We start from the raw sequence: 20,324 nt of genomic DNA, 5'->3' as shown, positions 1-20,324 counted from the left end.
GTGGTGGGCAACAAGCTGCGCGTCAAGCTCGAGGCCATCGACAAGCGCCAGAAGCTCGTCGCCGTGAGCGACATCCCCAACCTGCTGGAGGTGAGCAGCACCCACAATAGCCGCGCCGACTCGTGGGCCTTCGTGGTCACCGCCCTGCGCGAGGGCAATGCCAAGCTGGCCATCCAGGTGCAGCAGGGCGCGGGCGCGCCGCTGCTGACGATCACCCCGCCGCTGGTCAGCATCACGATCCGAAAGCCGGTGTCGCTGCCCGATGCCGCCTCCGAGGCCGGCATGCTGATGCGCCTGTTTTTGGCCGAGGCCCCGGCGCCACAGACGTGGCGCGACACCGGCGTGAAGGACATCGAGGACGCCAAGCAGGGCATGCGCATGATGCGGCGCGTGCTCCACAACCGGCTCGCTTCGGGCAAGCCGCAGGACTTCGGCGCTCCCAATGCGCGCAGCCTGACGGACATCGTGCGCGCCAGCGCCCATGGCGTGCAGTTCAAGGGATTCGACCAGTATCCCCGGCTGGGCGGCGGCCAGGAAAAGGTGATCAACGGGGTGCTGGCACTCGTCAACGACGCCACCAACCTGCGCTGGAACGCCCAGTACACGGCCTTCTACAACGCAGCGCTCGAGGTGGCGACGGAGGGCCTTGCGCCCGACCCCAGCCCGAACGGGCTCTTCGGCTGGCGCACCGCCGGCTCGGGAGCGCCGTCGCGCGAGTTCAGCGAGTTCAAGACCTCGGGCGGCAACACGTTCTTCACGCACGCCACCCAGCGGGTCCGCCCCTGAAACAAGAGCGCGCGGGGCGCGGGCCGTTCAGCGCTCGATCATCTCCCGCACCTTGGCGGCCAGCGCGCCCACGTCGAAGGGCTTGGTGATCACCTCCATGCCGTATTCCAGCAGGCCGTTGCCCACGGCCGCATTCTCGGCGTAGCCGGTGATGAACAGCACCTTGAGGCCGGGGCGCGTCACCCGGGCGGCATCGGCCACCTGGCGGCCGTTCAGGCCGCCGGGCAGCCCCACGTCGGTGAGCAGCAGGTCCACGCGGCGCCCGGACTGCAGCACGTGCAGGCCGGCCGGTCCGTCGCCCACCGAGACGACCCGGTAGCCCAGGTTTTCCAGCTCTTCGGCAATGAGCCCGCGGATGATGGACTCGTCCTCGATGACCAGCACCACCTCGCCCTCGCCGCGGTGGCCGTCGATGGCCGGCAACTCGGGCACCTCGGCATCGGCGTCGCCCAGGTAGCGCGGCAGGTACAGGCACATGGTGGTGCCCTCGCCGGGCACCGAATAGATGCGCACCTGCCCGCCCGACTGGCGCACGAATCCGTACACCATCGACAGGCCCAGGCCCGTGCCCTGCCCCATGGGCTTGGTGGTGAAGAAGGGGTCGAACGCGCGCGCGGCCACATCGGGCGCCATGCCCGCGCCGGTATCGGTCACGCACACCGAGATGTACTGGCCCGGCGCCAGCTCGCGTTCGGTGGCGGCGCGGTCGTCCAGCCACTTGTTGGCGGTCTCGATGGTCAGCCGCCCGCCGTGGGGCGACATGGCGTCGCGCGCGTTGATGCACAGGTTGAGCACGGCGTTCTCCAGCTGCGACGGATCGACCCGGGTGAGCCACAGCCCCCCCGCGCCGACGACCTCCACCTCCACGCCCGGGCCCACCGTGCGGCGTACCATCTCCTCGATGCTGCCGATGAGCCGGTTGACGTCCACCGGCTTGGGATCCAGCGTCTGGCGGCGCGAGAAGGCCAGCAGGCGCTGGGTGAGGGACGCGGCGCGGCGCACCGAGGCCTGCGCCATGCCAATGTAGCGCTCGGCGTTGTCGAACTTCTGCAGCGCGATGCGCTTTTCCAGCACCTGAAGGCTGGCGCTCATGGCGCCCAGCAGGTTGTTGAAGTCGTGCGCGATGCCGCCGGTCAGCTGGCCGATGGCCTCCATCTTCTGCGCCTGGCGGTACTTGGCCTCGACCTCCATCAGCTCGTGCGTGCGCTGTGCCACCGCCTGCTCCAGCGACTCGTTGACCTCGCGCAGCTGGGCCTCGGTGCGCGCGCGCTCGGCGGCGGTGCGCGTGCGGGCGGCCACCTCGCGCATGAAGGCGATCTCCTCGCCCGTCCACTCGCGCACGTGCTCGTGGTGGGCGAACAGCATGGCCACCAGCTGGCCGTGCTCCACCACCGGCATGTTCATGAAGGCGCGGGCGCACAGGCCCTCCAGCGCCGGGGCCCGATCGCGGGTGCGGGCGTCGCCGCGCACGTCGGCCACGCACACGGATTCGTCGCGCGCCAGGTCGTCCAGGAAGCCGCCGAAATCGGGCAGGTGCAGCACCGGCGCGAGCGGATCGCAGCCGGGCGCCATCCAGTCGTGGTGCACGTGCACGGCCTGCGCGGCGGCATCCACCGCGCCATAGCCCGCGCGGCTGACCTTCAGGGTGCGGCCCAGGGTTTCGGCCGCGGCCAGGCAGACGGCGTCCACGCTGTCCAGCGACCGCAGCTGGTCGGAAAACCGTGCCAGCGCCTCGCGCCGCGCCTCGGCCGCCATGCGCTCGGTGATGTCCACGCCCTCCACGAAAATGCCGGTCACCGCGCCCGCGGCATCGCGGATCGGCTGGAAGACGAAGTCCACGTACAGCTCGTGCACCGGCCCGCCCTGCTCGGCCTGGCGGACGTAGCGGGCGGCATGCGCCGTCAGGGCTTCTCCGCTGCCATAGACCCGGTCCAGCAGCTCGACGTAGCCCTGCGTGGTCGCATCCGGAAGCGCCTGCGCCACGGTCAGGCCCAGCAGCGGCCGATCACCCACGAGCCGCAGGTAACCGGGGTTGGCCAGCACGATGCGGTGCTCGGGGCCCTCCAGCATGGCCATGAAGCTGGGCGACTGCTCGAACAGATGGGCGAAGCGTTCGCGCTCGCCCTTGAGCTGGCGCTCGGCCTGGACCTTGGCGGTGGTGTCCACCACCAGCGCGAGCACGCCCGCGGGGCGTCCGCTCCCGTCGAGCAACGGCGAGTAGTCGAGGTTGATCCACACCGGCTCGGCACGCCCGTTGAGGTTCAGTACGAAGGGCTGGTCGCGGTAGCTCAGGGTGCCGCCGGCCAGGACGGTCTTCACGACGTGGCGGTTGAACTGCTCCGCCTCGGGCCAGGCATCGCCGATGTTGCAGCCCAGGAGCTGGGGATGGCGCTGGCCCGAGAAGGCCGCATAGGCGTCGTTGTAGAGCAGCACGCCGGACTCGCCCCACAGCGTGGCCATGGGCACGGCGGCGTGCAGCATGGTGGAAATGGCCCATTGCATGGGGGCCGGCCAGGCGGCCAGGGGCCCGAGGGGCGTGGCGGCCCAGTCATGTCGGGCGATGCGTTGCGCCATCTCGCCGCCGGAGGCGAGAAACGAAGGGGGGTGGGTGGGGATGCCGCTGGACATGGCACGGTTTCCTATCGATCGAAAGCGACCCGCCCAACACCCGGCGGGGCCGGATTGCGACCCGTCATACGAAAGCTCCTTCTTGCTGTTTTGCTCCTGAATTCATAGCGATATGCCCTAGTATTTATTGCGGTGACCGGCATTTTCAATGGGGTTATCCATGCCGCACCGAAAAAAGAAGATCCAGCCCTGGTGGCGGGGTTCCGGGCGCGCTCAGTGGCGCGCAGCCGGGCGTTTGGGGGGGCGGCACCTCCGGTTCGTCGCCACCGAAGATGCGGCGCAGGGTTTCACCGATGCGGGCGCCGATGGCCGTGCCGACGCCCGGCGCCACGGCCGTGCCCACGGCCGCCCCGGCCAGCGCGGCCGGCGGAAGGGTCAGCGTGGTGTCGTCCATGGTGCCGCCGAATTCGAGTGGAATGCCCACCACGCCATCCACCAGGTCCACGGCCACGTGGCCGCTCACCCGCCGGTTCTGCAGCACCGCGTCGCCCGTGGCCGTGAGCACGCCGGAGGTCGCCTTGAGGTCGCTGTAGCGCACGATGGTGCCGCCGCGGTCCGCCTCGGTGCGCACCACGCCTTCCAGGCTGTCGAGCTGCGTGGTGCCGCCGCGCTGGGTGCCCACGGTCTTCACGGCCCGCTCCAGGTCGAAGGTGAGCAGGCGGGCGCGAGCCACGGTGAAACGGGTGCGGGTGTGCAGGGCCTGCACCGCCTCGGCCGGGTCGGCGCCTTCGGCGATCAGGTCGGTGTGGCCGCTGGCCTTGCCGGCCACCACGGCGCGGCGCTCGAAGGCGGCCATGACGCCCTCCACATCGACGCCGGTGAAGTCGATGGCGCCCGTGACGCGGTAGCGGCCGTTGATCTCCTGCAGGCGCAGGGTGCCCTGCTCGGTGCGCCCGCCGGCGGACACGTCGGCCCGCCAGCGGTCCTCGGTGCCCTCGCGTGCGAGGGCCATGCGCGTGGGCACGGGTGCGCCGGTGCGCTCCAGCCAGGCCTGGCGGGGCCGCCATGCGGTGTCGAATTCGGCGCTGCCGGCATAGACGAGCGTGCGGCCGTTGCGGCCGATCCAGCGCACGCCCTGCCAGTCGGCCCGCTCCACCGGGACGGGGGCCAGGGTGAACGGCAGGGAGGACTCGGCGCCATCATCGGTGGGCCGCACCTGGAACTCCGAGAGCGAGGCCTGGGGAATGGTGGCGTTCTCCAGCTGCAGGTCGGTCAGCGCCAGGCGCCGGTGCAGCAGGTCGCCCCAGCGCACGCCGGCCGACAGGCGCTCGGCGCTCAAGGGGGCCTCCTGTTCGGTGCGCACGTCGCGCAGCTCCACGCGCGGCGAAGGAAACAGCGACCAGTGCAACTGGCCGACCTTGACCGGCACGCCCAGCCGCTCGGTCGCGGCATCGCCCGCGCGGCGGGCCAGCTCGGCCTCGGACGGCCACCAGATCGCCAGGGCGCCCGCGCACGCCATCGCCACGGCAGTGGCGCCCAGGGCAATCCAGCGGAAGCGGTGGCGCGGCATGTGCGTCAGAAAGGTTCGAGAGGGTATGAAGAGCCCAGGCGGGGGGGGCGGGACGGTGCTGCGGTACCGAAGGGCTACGTTATCGCAGGGGCCGGCTGCGGCAGGTCGGCTCTGTCCTACGTGGCTGTGGGCCCAGGGGCCGAAACGCGGTACCCGGTCCTCGGCGGGACGGGCGGGCATTGACCCTAAACTCGCCCACGCGCCACCGGCCGTTCCCCCATCCAGATGGCACCCGCACGCCGCGGTGCCCATACCCTTTCAGGAGACCTTCCCGTGACTTCCCCCTACTTTCCCCGCTGGCGGGTGACCACCGCCGCCCAGGGCGCCGTCGTCGCCCCCGACGAACGCCTGCCCTGGGGGCAGACGGCCGTGATGGGCGTGCAGCACGTGATCGCGATGTTCGGCGCCACGGTGCTCGCGCCCATCCTGATGGGGTTCGATCCCAACGTGGCCATCCTGATGAGCGGGCTGGGCACGCTGATCTTCTTTCTCATCACCGGCGGGCGGGTGCCGAGCTACCTGGGCTCCAGCTTCGCCTTCATCGGCGTGGTCGTGGCCGCATCGGGCTACGCCGGCCAGGGCCCCAACGCCAACATGGCCGTGGCGCTGGGCGGCATCGTCGCGTGCGGCCTGGTCTACACCCTGATCGGCGCGCTGGTGCAGGCCGTCGGCACCGGCTGGATCGAGCGTTTCATGCCCCCCGTGGTGACCGGTGCGGTGGTGGCGGTGATCGGGCTGAACCTGGCCGGCATTCCCATCAAGAACATGGCGGCCAACAACTTCGAGAGCTGGATGCAGGCGGTCACCTTCGTGTGCGTGGGCCTGGTGGCCGTGCTCACGCGGGGCATGGCGCAGCGCCTGCTGATCCTGCTGGGGCTGATCGCCGCCAGCGGGGTCTATGCCGTGTTCACCAACCTGCTGGGCTGGGGCAAGCCGATCGACCTGTCGGCCCTGGCCTCCGCCCCCTGGCTGGGCCTGCCGCAATTCACGGCGCCGGTGTTCAGCGGCCCGGCCATGCTGCTGATCGCGCCCGTGGCCGTCATCCTGGTGGCCGAGAACCTGGGCCACATCAAGGCCGTGACGGCCATGACGGGCCAGAACCTGGACCGCTACATGGGCCGCGCCTTCATCGGCGACGGCATCGCCACCATGGTGAGCGGCAGCGCGGGCGGCACGGGCGTGACCACCTATGCCGAGAACATCGGCGTGATGGCCGCCACCAAGATCTACTCCACCGCCGTGTTCCTGGTGGCGGGGCTGATCGCGCTGCTGCTGGGCTTTAGCCCGAAGTTCGGCGCGCTGATCCAGGCGATTCCGCTGCCGGTGATGGGCGGCGTCTCCATCGTCGTGTTCGGCCTCATCGCCGTGGCCGGCGCCAAGATCTGGGTGGACAACCGGGTGGACTTCTCGGACAACAAGAACCTCATCGTGGCGGCCATCACGCTCATCATCGGCACGGGGGACTTCACGCTGAAGTTCGGCGACTTCGCGCTGGGCGGCATCGGCACCGCCACCTTCGGCGCCATCGGCCTCTACGCGCTGCTGAACCGCCGGCGCTGACCCCTGCCGCAGCGGGCGCCGGGCCGCCGGTGCGGCCTCAGCGCCGCACCAGCGTCCAGACCAGTTCCAGCCCCGCGGCCAGCAGATCGAAGCCTTCGCCCGCGCCGGTCAGCCGCTCCCGCTCCATCTCGCGCCGCTCGCGCGAACGCACGCGCTCCAGGGCCACCAGCGCATCGGCCACGTCGGAGGGCCCGGGCGCGGCGGCAGCCGGTGCGGCCCGCGCCGCGCTGGCGTGGCGGTCCAATGCCCGGTCCACGGCCTGCGGGTCCAGCAGCGACAGGGCCGAGCGGCAATAGGGGCAGGCGTGGTCGTTGCGGATGTCCACCGTGCCGCCGCAACTGGTGCACTGGATGGTGCCCACGCGCTCGGCCAGCGCGTCGATCTCCGCCACCGACAGGTGCCGCACGAACCCCTTTTCCACCATGAGCGAGCCGAAGGTGCTGAACCGGCCGTGCCCCGCGGGGCAGCGGAAGGTCTTGTACCGCCCGCCCTTGACCACGTCGAAGCCGGGCTCCAGCGCGCGCGGGCAGTGCGGGCATTGCAGCCGCTGGGCCACCGGGTGGCGCGCATCCCCGCGGTGCTGGTGCAACAGCTCGAACAGCGCCACCACCCCGGCCGGGGCCAGGCGCGTGTTCTCCCGCGGGTCGAACCACAGGCCCTGGCAGGCGAAACACAGGTCCAGCTCGATGGTCTCGCTGCCGTGCGAGCGGAAGCGATGGGACTCGGCGGGCTGCCGGCAGGAGGGGCAAAGGGATGTCGTGGACATGGGTGGCATCGATCGTACCGCCGGTCGCCGCGGGTGCATTCCAAAGTGACCGGGACCGCTTTGGCGCTCGGGTAAACCCTGAGGCATGACACAGGCGGCTGCTAAGATTTCGCGCAGCCTTTGCGGCCCCTTGTGGCCGCCCCTCCTTGCGCAGAAAGCCCCTTCCATGACCCCACCCAGCCGCGTTCTCAACCCCCTGCTGCGCGAACGCACACTGTCGGCCGAACAGGCCGCCGAGCTGATTCCCGACGGCGCGCGCGTGGGCATGAGCGGCTTCACCGGCGCGGGCTATCCCAAGGCCGTGCCGGCGGCGCTGGCCCGCCGCATCGAAGGGCTGCACGCGGCCGGCGAGGCCTTTCGCATCGGGCTGTGGACGGGGGCCTCCACCGCGCCGGAGCTGGACGGCGCGCTGGCCAAGGTGGGGGGCATCAGCATGCGCATGCCCTACCAGTCCGACCCCACCTGCCGCCAGCAGATCAATGCCGGCCAGATGCAGTACGTGGACGCCCACCTGTCGCACGTGGCGCCCTACGTGTGGTTCGGCTTGTGGGGCAAGCTGGACGTGGCGGTGATCGAGGTGGCCGGCGTGCTGCCCGACGGCCGGCTGATCCCCTCGTCGTCGGTGGGCAACAACAAGACCTGGCTGGACCAGGCGGACCGCATCATCCTGGAGGTCAACAGCTGGCAGCCCGAGGGCCTGGAGGGCATGCACGACATCTACTACGGCACCGACCTGCCGCCCAACCGCGTGCCGATCCCGCTGGTGCGCCCGGCCGACCGCATCGGCGAGCCCTACCTGCGCTGCGACCCGGCCAAGGTGGTCGCCGTGGTGGCCACGCACGCACCGGACCGCAACTCGGCCTATGCCGCGCCGGACGACACCTCCCAGCGCATCGCCGGCCACATCATCGAGTTCCTGCAGCACGAGGTGGCGCGGGGCCGCCTGCCGCCCGGCCTGCTGCCGCTGCAGTCCGGCGTGGGCAACATCGCCAACGCCGTGCTGGCCGGCCTGAACGCCGGGCCGTTCGACCACATGACGGCCTACACCGAGGTGCTGCAGGACGGCATGCTGGACATGCTGCGCTCGGGCAAGCTCGACAGCGCCTCGGCCACGGCGCTGTCGCTCAGCCCGGCGGCCACCGAGGAATTCAACCGCCACATCGACTTCTACCGCGAGCGCATCGTTCTGCGCCCCCAGGAGATCAGCAACCACCCCGAGCTGATCCGCCGCCTGGGCCTGATCTCGATGAACGGCATGATCGAGGCCGATATCTACGGCAACGTGAACTCCACGCACGTGATGGGCTCGTCCATCATGAACGGCATCGGCGGCTCGGGCGACTATGCGCGCAACGCCTACCTGTCGATGTTCCTCACGCCGTCGCTGGCCAAGGGCGGCGCCATCTCGTGCATCGTGCCCATGGCCTCGCACGTGGACCATACCGAGCACGACGTGCAGGTGATCGTGACCGAGCAGGGCCTGGCCGACCTGCGCGGGCTCTCGCCCTCGCAGCGTTCGCGCGTGGTGATCGAGCGTTGCGCGCACCCGGACTTCCGCCCCGCGCTGCGCGACTACGTGGCCCGCGCCGAGGCCAGCGGCTGCGGCCGCCACACGCCCCACCTGCTGGGCGAGGCGCTGTCCTGGCACGAGCGCTACGTGCGCACGGGGACCATGCGCGCCTGAGCGACTCCTGCCGCGGCCAGGGCGCCGGATAATCCGGGCCACTTTCCCGGCCGCCCGCGGCGGGCGGGCCCCACCCACCAACGCAAGGAGTCCCCATGCCCATCTGGAAGCGCCCCATCGACCTGCCCACCGTGCAAGCCGGCAACGAAGGCACCGCCGTGTCCCACCTCGGCATCGAGTTCACCGAGATCGGCGAAGATTTCCTGCGCGCCCGCGTGCCCGTCGATGCGCGCACCAAGCAGCCCTTCGGGCTGCTGCACGGGGGCGTGAGCGTGGTGCTGGCCGAAACACTCGGCTCCGTGGGCGCGGTGTACGCCTCGCCCGAGGGCTGGCATGCCGTGGGCCTGGACATCAACGCCAACCACCTGCGCTCGGCCCGCAGCGGCTGGGTGACCGGCACCGCCAGGCCCGTGCACATCGGCCGCACCACGCAGGTATGGCAGATCGACATGGTCAACGACGAAGGCGAGCTGACCTGCGTGTCGCGCCTGACGATCGCCATGCTGGCGCCGCGCTGAAAGGGCGCAAGCCACCCCGAAAAGAAGCGCGTGCAGCGCTGCACGGACTGCCGCCCATGGACGGCTGACGCGGCCATGGCCTCAGCCGCGCAGGGCCTGCACGAGGTCTGCGGCGATCGCGATGGCGATCTCGGGCGGGGTGCGCGCGCCGATGTCCATGCCGACCGGGCCGTGGAGTCTGGCCTGTTCGACCTCGGACACATCGAACAGCGCCAGGCGGGCCTTGCGCGCGATGGTGGTTGCCCGGGACCCCATCGCCCCAACATAGAGCGAGGGGCCCTTCAATGCCTCCATCAGCGCCAGGTCATCCAGCTTGGGATCGTGGCTCAGGGCGACGACTGCGGTGCGCTCGTCGGGCGGCTGCAGGGCCAGCGCATCGTCGGGCATCTCCGACCAAAGGCGGCAGCCAGGATGGGGCCAGGTCGCGAGGTATTCGGCGCGCGGGTCGATCACCTCCACGCTGAAGCCCAGCGTCATGGCGATGGGAGCGAGGTAGCGCGAGACGTCGCTGGCGCCGATGAGGACCAGGCGGTGCGTCGGGCCGAGCACATGCTGGAACGTGGTGGCCGATCCGCAGGCCTTGGTCGCCCCGTGGGGATCGGCCAGCGTCCATTGCCCGGTGGAGAGGTCGATGGTCCGGGCCACCAAGGCCCCTTGCGCCACACGGTGCAGCAGCGGCTGCACCAGGGCGGCCTGGAGGGGCTCCAGCCACACGCGCAGTTGGCCGTTGCACGGCAACCGCAGGCGGGCGCGCTCCTGCGCGTCAACGCCATACGTGACGGCCTGCCCCTGGGTGCAGGCCGCAGCATCCCTGCGCAGCCAATCCGTGAGATCGTCTTCCACGCATCCGCCAGAGACGGCACCGACCACTTCGCCTCGGTCGTTGAGCACGGCCATGGACCCCACCGGACGCGGCGCCGATCCATAGGTCGCAAGCACGGTGGCCAGCCAGACTTCGCGGCCCTGCGCCAGCCATTCGCTCGCGGCGCGCAGCACCTGCAAGTCGGGTGCGCCCATCGGGGCCACCGCAGGCTGGGCGGCGCGCTCTGCGGCAATGGCCATGGTCACGTCAAGCCGTGCGGAGTTTTTCGGCATCCATGGGCAGCGTGCGGACCCGCTGGCCGGTCGCAGCGGCCACTGCGTTCAGCAGGGCCGGCGTCACCAGCACCGTGGAGACCTCGCCGATCCCGGTGGGCGCCTCGGTGCTGGGAAGAATATGCGTTTCCATCACCGGCATCTCGTTCATCCGCATCAGGCGGTAGTCGTGGAAATTGGACTGCTCCACGCGCCCGTTCTGGATCGAGATGTTGCCGAACAGCACGGCCGTGAGGCCGAACACGTTACCGCCCTGCACCTGCGCCTCCACAGTGCCCGGCGTAACCACCGTGCCGCAATCGACCACCGTGACGACGCGAAGCGGCCGGACGGTGCCGTCGGCATCCACCGCGACCTCGATCACCTGCGCGGCGTAGGTGCCGAACGCATGGGTCAGCGCAAGGCCCTTGCCTTGCCCCTTCGGCAGGGGCCGGCTCCACTGGGCGCGTTCGGCCAAAGTGCGCAGCACCTGCACGGCGCGCGGGTGCTTCTCCAGCATGCGAAGCCGGTATTCGATCGGGTCCTTGCCGGCGGTGTGCGCCAGCTCGTCCAGAAAGCACTCGACCGGAAAGGCGTTCTGCATGTGGCCCACGCCGCGCCACCACCCGGTCACCAGGCCCGCGGGCGGCTCCTGCCGAACGTACTGCACAAGCACAGTGGGAAAGTTGTAGGGCCCCGCGGCATCGCGAATGGCATCGACATCCACATCGTTCTTGTACGCGGCCGGCGCAAACCGCGCCATGATGGACGAGCCTGTCACGCGGTGGTGCCAGCTGGTGGGGTAGCCGTCCCTGTCGAGGCTCGCGCTCACGCGGTTGTAGTGGTAGGGGCGATAAACGTCGTGCTGGATGTCCTCTTCCCGGCTCCAGATCACCTTGACCGGCACCTGGGCCTGCTTTGCGATGCGCACGGCCTGGGTCACGATGTCCGCGTCGAGCCGCCGCCCGAAACCGCCGCCCAGCAGCTGGTTGTGGATGTGGACCTGCTCCGGCTTCAGGCCCGCGGCCTGGGCAGCGGCGGTTTGCGCGCGCACCGGCACCTGGGTGCCCGTCCAGATGTCGCACTGCCCGGGCTTGAGCTGCACCGTGCAGTTCATCGGCTCCATGGCCGCATGCGCCAAAAGCGGTTGCTGATAGATGGCTTCCACCGTGCGGGCGCCGGCCGCGCTGCGGGCCGCCACCACGTCTCCTTCCTTGCGCGCCGTGCCGCCGTCCCGCTTCGACGCCTCGGCGAGTTCCGCCACCATGGTGGCCGTCGAATAGCCCGCTGCGGGGCCTTCGTTCCAGACGATGGCGGCAGCGGCCAATCCTTTTTTGGCCGCACCGGTGTGGTCCGCAAGAACCGCGACCACATCCCCCAGATTGACCACCTGCTTGACGCCGCGCACAGCCCGCGCGGCTTTCTCGTCCACCGACTTCACCGAGCCGCCGAAGAACGGGCTGGCGGCCACGGCCGCGACGAGCATGCCGGGCAACTGGGCATCGATGCCGAACTTGGCGCTGCCATCGACCTTGGCCGGCGCATCGAGGCGGCGCTGGTGGTTGCCGATGAGCCGGAAGTTCTTGGTGTCTTTCAGTTGCACCGCTTTGGGCACGGGCAAGGATGCAGCGCGCTCGGCCAGCGCGGCATACGCCAGGCGGCGGCCGGTGGGCGAGTGGACGACCTGGCCGTTCTCGGCGCGGCAGGTGTGCACCGGGACTTTCCAGGCGCCTGCGGCGGCCTGGACAAGCATGGTTCTGGCGGCAGCGCCGGCCTCGCGCAGCGGCCTCCAGGAGGCGGCCACCGAAGTGGAACCACCGGTGACCTGGCCACCAATGAGCGGGTTCGTGTAGCGCTTTTCATTGGCCGGGGCATGTTCGAGCTGGATCAACGCGGGATCGATCTCCAGTTCTTCCGCCACGAGGATCGGCAAGGCGGTGTAGGTGCCCTGCCCCATCTCGACGCGCGGCATGACGAGCGTCACGCTGTGACCCGGGCCGATGCGGACGATGGCATTCAGTTCAGCGGCAGCAACGCCTGCCAGTTTGCCTTTGGCCGATGCCAGGGGCACGGTCAGCATCATCACACCGCCGGCGGCGGTGGCTTTCAGCAGCGCGCGGCGGCTGAGGCCGGCCGGTTCAGTGCCTTGCGCAAAGGTGGCATCGATCATCTCAAGCTCCCTTGGGGTTCTGGCCGATGGCGCTGGCCGCCTGCTTCACCGCCTGGTGAATGCGCACGTAGGTTCCGCAGCGGCAGAGGTTGCCCGCCATGCCGGCGGTGATCTCTTCATCCGATGGTTGGGGGTTGGATCGGAGCAGCGCACAGGCCGACATGATCTGGCCCGACTGGCAGTACCCGCACTGCACGACGTCCAGATCGAGCCAGGCCGCCTGCACCGCCTTGCCGACGGGCGTGGCGCCCACGGCCTCGATCGTGGTGATCTGCTTGCCAGCCACGCTCTCGACCGGCGTGATGCAGGAGCGGATGGCTTCGCCCTCCACATGCACGGTGCACGCACCGCAAAGGCCCATGCCACAGCCGAATTTGGTGCCGCTCATGTGCAGCACGTCCCTGACGACCCACAGCAAAGGCGTGTCCCCATCGACATCGGCGGTTCGTGGTTGCCCATTCACTTGAAGGGAATAGCTCATCGGATCTCACTTGGAAAAACACGGGTCGGTGCGCATCACCGCGATGGTGACTGGCTGCGAAGGCCATGAAAAGAGCAGCATGCAAGCCGCATGGCAAGAGATCGGATGCTCGCCGCGAACGCGCGCTCGCCAAGCCCTGATCCGAAAACGACCGCCCTTTGATGACGGGGAGAATCTACGAAGGAGCGCCTTCAAGATAAAGGGCCCGGCACTCACGGAGCCTATGAACTCAGCTCATCAATGGTGCCCGCATTCCCGTCAGGCGCGGTGGCGAATGGCGTCGATGACGACCGAGAGCGCACGCGACGAAGCCCGGCGGCTGGGGTAGTACGCATGCAAGCCGGGAAATAGGGGGCACCAGTCCTCCATCACGCTGACCAGTTCACCCCGCTCGATGTGGGCCTGCGCCAACTCGACGGGCACAAAAGCCAGGCCGGCGCCCGAGAGCGCTGCATTGATCATCTGGTACACCCCGTTGAACGTGGACCGGCCATCGACACGCGCCTGGATCTGGCGCTTGCCCTTTTGCAGCTCCCAGGCATAGATGCCCCCGCTGGATGTGAGCCGCAGCGTGATGCAGTGGTGCGATAGCAGGTCCTGCGGCGTCCTGGGAGCCGTGCGCCCCTTGAGATAAGCCGGGTGACCGACGATGCACATCTTGACGTCGGGAGTGATGCGCGCGGCCACCATGTCCTTTTCAACCTGGTCGCCGTGCCTCACACCGATGTCGAAACGGTCCGCCACGATGTTGGACAGGCCGTAGTCCACGATCATCTCCACCCGCAGGTCCGGGTACTGCGTGAGCAGTGGCGCGACTCGGGGCCAGATGTATTTATCGATCGCGAAGTCGATGGCGGTGATCCGGATGGTTCCCGCCGGCTTGTCGCGCAGCTCACCGACCGCCTTCATCTCGGCTTCGATTTCTTCGAACCGGGGCGCGATCGTGCGCAGCAGTTGCTCGCCGGCTTCGGTCGGTGCAACGCTGCGGGTGGTGCGTGTGAGAAGCCGCACGCCCATGCGCGTTTCCAGCCCGCGAATGGCGTGGCTCAGCGCGGACTGCGAGATGTTCAGCTTGGCCGCGGCGCGGGTGAAGCTGCGGTCCTTGGCAATCGCGATGAAGTAGAGAAGGTCTTGGAAATTTTCGCGCATGGATCGGGGGCGGTGTGCCTGGAAATGCCGGCCGCTCGAATGCATCGGCCGGGGCGGCGCCAGGGCTTTCGCCGACCGCAGCCAAATCGTCAGGAAGCGCCGGGCTCCCCACGCGCCATGCGCTCGCTCTTCCAGTACACATCGTCGCCGCCATCCAGGCGGTTGAGCACGCGCGCCAGCACGAACATCAGGTCCGACAGCCGGTTGAGGTAGCGCCGCGGCGCATCGCGCACCGGCTCTGCCGCGCCCAGGGCCACCACCGAGCGCTCGGCACGCCGGGCAACCGTGCGGCAAACATGCGCCTGCGCCGCGGCGCGCGTGCCGGCGGGCAGGATGAATTCGGCCAGCCGCGGCAGCGCCGCATTGTGGGTGGCCAGGGCTTCGTCGAGCTGCGCGAGCGCCTCGTCCTTGAGCAGTTCGAAGCCGGGGATGGACAGCTCGCCGCCCAGATTGAACAGCTGGTGCTGCACGTCCGACAGCAGCGTGCGCACCTCGGCCGGCAACGGCTCGCACAGCAGCAGGCCGATGTGCGAATTGAGTTCGTCCACATCGCCCATGGCATGCGGGCGCGGGCTGTCCTTGGAGACGCGGGTGTTGTCGCCCAGGCCCGTGGTGCCGTCGTCTCCGGTGCGCGTGGCGATCTGTGTCAGTCGGTTGCCCATGGGCTGCTCCTTGTGCGTTGCAAGCCGCGCTGGAGGCGGCCGCGGGCATTGTGCGTTACAACCGGCAGGCAAATGTGTATCAGGGCAACAGCGGGCAAAATCACTGGCCGGGCACCGCAGGTTGCGGTGCAATGCAATCCTGTTCAACTTTCACGGAGCGTGAACCCATGGCAGCTCAGCAACGACGCACCCTTCCTTTCGACAGCCGCAGTGTGATGCTGTTCGCGGCGATCACCCTGGGAGGTGCCGCAGTGCATGCACAAACACCTTCCCCGACCCTCACCTCCCCGTCCAACCAACCTCCCCAGACCGCGTCGGGCACCTCCATGGGCCTGCATTCCGGCGCCAAGGGCGCCACCTTCGGCGGCTCGCAGCCCGCCGCACAAACTTCCAGCGCATTCGATCGCGTTGACAGCGACAAGAACGGACAGCTGACCCTGGCAGAGGCCGCTCGCCTGCCCGCCATCGGCAACCGTTTCAAGGAGCTCGACAAGGACCATAACGGTGCCCTGTCGCGCTCGGAATTCGAGGCCGGCGCCCACTCCTGACGCCGCCCGGAGCAACTACCACACGAACTCCACTCCACCCCGACGGGCCCGCATGCTGAGGAGGCATGCGGGCCTTGATGCGTGCGCGGGCACGGACGGCCCGCCGCCATTGGGGGGGGCTGCCGGCGAGGGCGGCTCAATCCTTGAGGGACGACAGGAACTGCCGCAGTTCCGGCGTCTGCGGGTTGCCGAACAGATCCTGCGGCGGGCCCATCTCGTGCACGCGGCCCTGGTGCATGAAGATCACGCGGTTGCTCACCTTGCGGGCGAAGGCCATTTCGTGCGTGACCATCAGCAGGGTCATGCCCTCGCGGGCCAGCGACTCCACGACGCGCAGCACCTCGCCCACCAGTTCGGGGTCGAGGGCCGAGGTGATCTCGTCGCACAGGAGCACGGCCGGCTCCATGGCCAGCGCGCGGGCGATGGCCACGCGCTGCTGCTGCCCGCCCGACAGCTGGTCGGGCATGGCGTCGAATTTCTCACCCAGGCCCACGCGCTGCAGCAGCCGGGCCGCCTGTGCGGCCGCGTCCTTTTTCGAGCGCTGCTTGACCAGCGTGGGCGCCAGCATGACGTTGCGGCCCACCGAGAGGTGCGGAAAGAGATTGAAGTTCTGGAAGATCATGCCCACGCGCTGGCGCAGCTCGCGCATGGCCATGGCGCTGTCGTGCAGCAGCGGCTTGCCGTCCACCGTGAGCGCGCCGTCCTGGAAGGTTTCCAGGCCGTTGATGCAGCGCAGCAGCGTGCTCTTGCCCGAGCCGCTCTTGCCGATGATGGCGATCACCTCGCCAGGCTGCACCGTGAGGTCGATGCCTTTGAGCACCTCGTTGGTGCCGTAGGACTTGCGCAGCGCGGTGACCTGCACGATGGGGCGGCCCGGCGGTGCGGACACGGCAGGCGCCACGGCGGGCGCGTCGGCCAGGGTTTCAGCGGCGGCCATGGAACTTCCTTTCGAGGTGTTGCGCATACAGGCTCACGGGAAAGCACAGCGCGAAATAGACGAGCGCCACGCAGGCGAAGACGGCGAACGGCTTGAAGGTGGTGTTGGCGATCATTCCCCCGGCCTTGGTCAGCTCCACGAAGCCGATCACCGAGGCCAGCGCCGTGCCCTTGACCACCTGCACCAGAAAGCCCACCGTGGGCGCCGTGGCGATGCGCACGGCCTGCGGCAGGATCACGTGGCGCATCTGCTCGCCGAACGACAGGGCCAGGCTGCCCGAGGCCTCCCACTGGCCCTTGGGCACGGCGGCCACGCAGCCGCGCCAGATCTCCACCAGGAAGGCGCTGGTGTAGAGCGTGAGCGCCACGGCGGCCGAGGTCCAGGCCGACACGTTGAGCCCGAGCAGCGCCAGGCCGAAGTACGACAGGAACAGCTGCATCAGCAGCGGCGTGCCCTGGAAGACCTGCACGTAAACGCCCACGGCACGCTCGGCCACGCGGCCGCCGGTGAGCCGGGCCACGAGCAGCAGCCCGCCCACCAGGCCGCCGCCGACGAAGGCGATCAGCGAAAGCACGACGGTCCAGCGCGCGGCCAGCAGCAGGTTGCGCAGGATGTCCCAGAAGGTGAAGTCGACCATCTCGCGTTCCTAGAAAATTGCTGGGGCCTTGGCTCAGCGGCCGAAGAGAAAGCGCGGTCCGGCCCAGTGCAGCAGCCGGCGCAGCGCGATCGAGAGCACGAGGTAGATGCCCGTGGCCACGATGAACGATTCGAACGCGCGGAAGTTGCGGCTCTGGATCAGATTGGCGGCGTAGCTCAGGTCCTGCACCGAGATCTGGCTGCACACGGCCGAGCCCAGCATCACGATGACGATCTGGCTCACCATGGCCGGCCACACCTTCTTGAGCGCGGGCGGCAGCACCACGCGCGTGAAGACCTGCACCCGCGACAGCGCCAGGCTCACCGCCGCCTCGATCTGGCCGCGCGGCGTGGCCTGGATGCCGGCGCGGACGATCTCGGTCGAGTACGCGCCCAGGTTCATCACCATGGCGATGAACGAGGCCGCCTCCGGCGAGAGCTTCAGGCCCGCCGCGGGCAGCCCGAAGAAGATGAAGAACAGCTGCACGATGAAGGGCGTGTTGCGGACCAGTTCCACATAGGCCGCCACGGGCCAGCGCAGCGCCGCCGGCCCCTGGGACCGTGCCCAGGCGCAGGCGATGCCCACCGCCATGCCCACCACGGTCGCCACGGCCGTGAGGGCCAGGGTCCAGGCCACGCCCGTGGCCAGCAGCGGCCACTGCGACAGCACGGCCATGAAGTCGAACTCGATGCGCATGGGCAGCCGATCAGGTCAACGGGTCAGGGGATGCGGGCGGCGCGAAGGGGCTCAGACCGGCAGGTCGCCGGCGGGGCGGCCCAGCCACTTCTTGGCCATGGTGTCCAACTCGCCGCTCTTCTTGGCGCCGGCGATGATTTCATTGACCTTGGCCATCAGCGCGGCCTCGCCCTTGGGCAGGCCGATGAAGCACGGGCTGTCCTTGAGCAGCAGCTTGTATTCGGCCTGCAGCTGCGGGTTCTTCTGCATCATGTTGCCCGCCACCGAGGCGCTGGTGGCCACGAACTGCGTCTGGCCGGCCACGAAGGCGGCGATGGTGGCGTTGTTGTCCTCGAAGCGCTTCACGTCGATGCTGGGCGGGGCGACCTTGGCGAGTTCCTGGTCTTCCATGGCGCCGCGCGTGACCGCCACGCTCTTGCCGGCCAGGTCGCTCCAGGCCTTGGCCGTGAGGGACTTGGGCCCGAACACGGCCTGGTAGAAGGGCGCATAGGCCGAGGTGAAGTCGATGACCTTCTCGCGCTCGGGGTTCTTGCCCAGCGTGGAGATGACGAGGTCGGCCTTCTTGGTCTGCAGGTAGGCGATGCGGTTGGCGCTGGTGACGGCGACCAGTTCCACCTTCACGCCCAGCTTGGCGGCGATGAGCTCGGCCATGTCGATGTCCAGGCCCTGGGGCTTGAGGTCGGTGCCGACGAAGCCGTAGGGCGGGTAGTCGGTGGGGATGGCGATCTTGATGGTCTTGGACTTCAGGATGTCGTCCAGCGCGGTCTGCGCCTGTGCAGGCGCCACGGCGCACACGAGGCCGACGGCGGCCATGAGGCCCAGGGCCAGGCGGCGGGAGAGAAAGCGGGTGGCGAAGGTCATAGCAAGGCTCCTAGGTAGGTGGATGCGTCGCCTGGGGACGCGGCGGGGGAAGGGGAAGCGGAAGGGGCGGCCGGGCCACTGGCGGCGCCGGCGCGCACGGGCGCCAGCGCGCTGCGCAGGTGTTCGAGCGGATCGGCGCTGGCCTGCAGCCGCAGGGCGGACTGCACCGAGCCGATGTGCTCGGCCATCAGCGATTCGGCGCGGGCGATGTCGCCCGCCTCCAGTGCCTCGACGATGCGCACGTGGTCTTCGCACGATTGCGCCGCGTCGTGCGACGACTGGTACAGCATGGCGATGAGCGTGGTGCGCGCGGTGAAGTCGCGCAGCGTGTCGGCCAGCAGGCCGTTGCCCAGGCACTCGGCCAGGCACACGTGGAAGTCGCCCAGCAGGAAGCTGCGCGCGCCCACGTCGCTGCCCGCCAGGGCCGCCTTCTCGCGCTGCAGGTGGGCGCGCAGCTTGCGCACCGCTGCCTTGTCCACCGTCTTCAGCTGGTGCAGCAGGCCCAGTTCGATGACGCGGCGCGCCTCGAAGGCCTCGCGCGCTTCGTCCTCGGAGGGCTCGATCACGTACCAGCCACGGCGCGCGCTGACGGTGACGATGCCGCGCGTGGACAGCCGCGTGAGCGCCTCGCGCACGATGGTGCGGCTGCAGTCGAACAGCATGGCGAGTTGCTGCTCCCCCAGGCGCGCGCCGGGGGCGAGCTTCTGGGCCATCACGGCTTCGATGATGCGGTTGCTGATTTCGGTGGCGCTGGTCATTGCCACGGAACTACGCAGGTTCCGTGCCAACTGGTATACAAGCCAGATGCACCAGTTTGGCGACTGGCGGGCCGCCCCGGATCCGGTCAGTTCAAAGCACGCCGTCCCACGCGTCCAGCGTGGCGGAGGCCGGCGCCGGACCGCACCAGCCCAGGTCGTCGAAGAACTGCATCCAGGGCGTTCCGGGGCCGTGCTCCGGCCAGCCGGGGTCGCCCTGCACCACGAAGTCCGCCCACGCACCGTGCATGGCATCGGCCAGCGGCTGCGGCGGGGCATCGCCGGTCAACTCGCGCCCGGTGGACGTGGCCAGGCGGTCGAAGACGAACGGCAGGTCCACCCCGTGCGCGGCGCCCAGTTGCCCGCTGCACTGCGGCGAGCGCCATTCCAGCTCGTACCGGTGCACCGGCAGCCGGTTCGCGACGGCCAGGGCCGCGATGCGGCGCGCCGGCACGCGGTAGTAGTAGTCGGACTGCATGGCGCACAGCATCTCGCCGGCATGGGCGCCACCGTCGCACGCGGGCAGGGCCGCATAGGCCTGGCGCGCCGCGGGCGGCAGGCCCGTGTCCCGCATGAAGGCCGTGACCTGTTCATCGGTCACGCGGTCGATGGCGCCACCCGGCACGTGGTACAGGCGCATCTCCTCGGCATTGCTGCCCACCAGCACCTGCAGCGGCGGCCGCGACGGATCGGACCATTGGCGCTGCAGCGCTGCCAGCGGCGCCTGGGCGAGCACCTGACCGTCGATCACCGGGCGCAGCGGGAACACGTTGCGGCGGCTGATGCCGTGCTGGTCGCGCAGGGCCGCGTCCTCGGCCAGCCGGTGCACGGCGAACAGCACGTCCGCCGGCGGCGCCGCGCCCAGCGCCGCGAGCGTGGGGGCCACGCCCAGCAGTTGCGCC

Annotated in this window: 19 protein-coding genes; 5 read left to right on the top strand and 14 right to left on the bottom strand. The window is 69.6% G+C overall.

The features are described 5' to 3' along the window. Positions 1–786, top strand: a 786-nt coding sequence (locus AC27IO_RS10515) for a hypothetical protein (protein WP_498738912.1), incomplete at its 5' end; no start/stop codon positions are given. Positions 787–813: 27 nt separating this feature from the next. On the opposite strand, the gene AC27IO_RS10510 is transcribed toward AC27IO_RS10515, so the two are convergent. Further along, a complete protein-coding gene (locus AC27IO_RS10510; RefSeq protein WP_498738910.1) occupies positions 814–3,414 on the bottom strand; it encodes an ATP-binding protein in 2,601 nt (866 codons plus the stop codon). A 154-nt stretch (positions 3,415–3,568) separates the two neighbouring features. Continuing rightward, positions 3,569–4,924, bottom strand: coding sequence for an AsmA family protein (locus AC27IO_RS10505; protein ID WP_498738908.1), 1,356 nt, complete (start codon positions 4,922–4,924; stop codon positions 3,569–3,571). A 273-nt stretch (positions 4,925–5,197) separates the two neighbouring features. On the opposite strand from AC27IO_RS10505, the gene AC27IO_RS10500 reads away from it, so the two are divergent. Then, positions 5,198–6,484 (top strand): solute carrier family 23 protein, encoded by a 1,287-nt coding sequence (locus tag AC27IO_RS10500; RefSeq protein WP_284430437.1) that lies wholly within the window; start codon positions 5,198–5,200, stop codon positions 6,482–6,484. A gap of 37 nt (positions 6,485–6,521) precedes the next feature. Here AC27IO_RS10500 and AC27IO_RS10495 read toward each other — a convergent pair whose 3' ends face one another. Next, on the bottom strand, positions 6,522–7,250 hold the full coding sequence (locus AC27IO_RS10495; protein WP_284430438.1) for a TFIIB-type zinc ribbon-containing protein: 729 nt from the start codon (positions 7,248–7,250) through the stop codon (positions 6,522–6,524). Positions 7,251–7,416: 166 nt separating this feature from the next. Here AC27IO_RS10495 and scpC point away from each other — a divergent pair, with 166 nt between their 5' ends. After that, on the top strand, positions 7,417–8,934 hold the full coding sequence (gene scpC / locus AC27IO_RS10490; protein WP_284430439.1) for a succinyl-CoA:acetate CoA-transferase ScpC: 1,518 nt from the start codon (positions 7,417–7,419) through the stop codon (positions 8,932–8,934). A gap of 95 nt (positions 8,935–9,029) precedes the next feature. Then, positions 9,030–9,452: a hotdog fold thioesterase gene (locus AC27IO_RS10485; protein WP_284430440.1), complete on the top strand. Its 423-nt coding sequence runs from the start codon at positions 9,030–9,032 to the stop codon at positions 9,450–9,452. Positions 9,453–9,533: 81 nt separating this feature from the next. On the opposite strand, the gene AC27IO_RS10480 is transcribed toward AC27IO_RS10485, so the two are convergent. The 5 genes from AC27IO_RS10480 to AC27IO_RS10460 all read right to left on the bottom strand — a co-directional run bounded on the left by AC27IO_RS10480 (position 9,534) and on the right by AC27IO_RS10460 (position 14,988). After that, entirely contained in the window at positions 9,534–10,514 is a 981-nt protein-coding gene (locus AC27IO_RS10480) for an XdhC family protein (RefSeq protein WP_498738904.1), read from the bottom strand. 7 nt (positions 10,515–10,521) lie between these two features. Further along, positions 10,522–12,696: a xanthine dehydrogenase family protein molybdopterin-binding subunit gene (locus tag AC27IO_RS10475; RefSeq protein ID WP_498738902.1), complete on the bottom strand. Its 2,175-nt coding sequence runs from the start codon at positions 12,694–12,696 to the stop codon at positions 10,522–10,524. 1 nt (position 12,697) lies between these two features. After that, a complete protein-coding gene (locus AC27IO_RS10470; RefSeq protein WP_498738900.1) occupies positions 12,698–13,177 on the bottom strand; it encodes a (2Fe-2S)-binding protein in 480 nt (159 codons plus the stop codon). 258 nt (positions 13,178–13,435) lie between these two features. Continuing rightward, complete coding sequence (locus AC27IO_RS10465; protein ID WP_498738898.1) at positions 13,436–14,326, bottom strand: LysR family transcriptional regulator; 891 nt, start codon at positions 14,324–14,326, stop codon at positions 13,436–13,438. 89 nt (positions 14,327–14,415) lie between these two features. After that, entirely contained in the window at positions 14,416–14,988 is a 573-nt protein-coding gene (locus tag AC27IO_RS10460) for a cob(I)yrinic acid a,c-diamide adenosyltransferase (protein WP_498738896.1), read from the bottom strand. A gap of 167 nt (positions 14,989–15,155) precedes the next feature. Between AC27IO_RS10460 and AC27IO_RS10455 the strand changes: the two genes are divergently transcribed. Then, a complete protein-coding gene (locus AC27IO_RS10455; protein ID WP_284430441.1) occupies positions 15,156–15,536 on the top strand; it encodes an EF-hand domain-containing protein in 381 nt (126 codons plus the stop codon). Positions 15,537–15,672: 136 nt separating this feature from the next. Here AC27IO_RS10455 and AC27IO_RS10450 read toward each other — a convergent pair whose 3' ends face one another. The 6 genes from AC27IO_RS10450 to AC27IO_RS10425 form a co-directional block, all read right to left on the bottom strand. After that, positions 15,673–16,473 (bottom strand): amino acid ABC transporter ATP-binding protein, encoded by an 801-nt coding sequence (locus tag AC27IO_RS10450; RefSeq protein ID WP_498738894.1) that lies wholly within the window; start codon positions 16,471–16,473, stop codon positions 15,673–15,675. Further along, entirely contained in the window at positions 16,460–17,110 is a 651-nt protein-coding gene (locus AC27IO_RS10445) for an amino acid ABC transporter permease (RefSeq protein WP_272566202.1), read from the bottom strand. Before AC27IO_RS10445 ends, AC27IO_RS10450 begins: the two co-directional genes overlap by 14 nt. 33 nt (positions 17,111–17,143) lie before the next feature. Beyond that, a complete protein-coding gene (locus AC27IO_RS10440; RefSeq protein ID WP_487114952.1) occupies positions 17,144–17,806 on the bottom strand; it encodes an amino acid ABC transporter permease in 663 nt (220 codons plus the stop codon). 51 nt (positions 17,807–17,857) lie between these two features. Further along, the gene (locus tag AC27IO_RS10435; protein WP_498738891.1) at positions 17,858–18,667 is read right to left on the bottom strand and encodes a transporter substrate-binding domain-containing protein; all 810 of its coding nucleotides are present in this window, start codon (positions 18,665–18,667) and stop codon (positions 17,858–17,860) included. Beyond that, on the bottom strand, positions 18,664–19,425 hold the full coding sequence (locus AC27IO_RS10430; RefSeq protein ID WP_284397649.1) for a GntR family transcriptional regulator: 762 nt from the start codon (positions 19,423–19,425) through the stop codon (positions 18,664–18,666). The genes AC27IO_RS10435 and AC27IO_RS10430 overlap by 4 nt, the downstream gene beginning before the upstream one ends. A 91-nt stretch (positions 19,426–19,516) precedes the next feature. Then, positions 19,517–20,324, bottom strand: an 808-nt coding sequence (locus AC27IO_RS10425; RefSeq protein WP_498738889.1) for a carboxylesterase family protein, incomplete at its 5' end; no start/stop codon positions are given.

Source organism: Acidovorax sp. KNOB132 (assembly GCF_057541515.1).
This window is presented reverse-complemented; position numbering and strand designations above follow the sequence as displayed.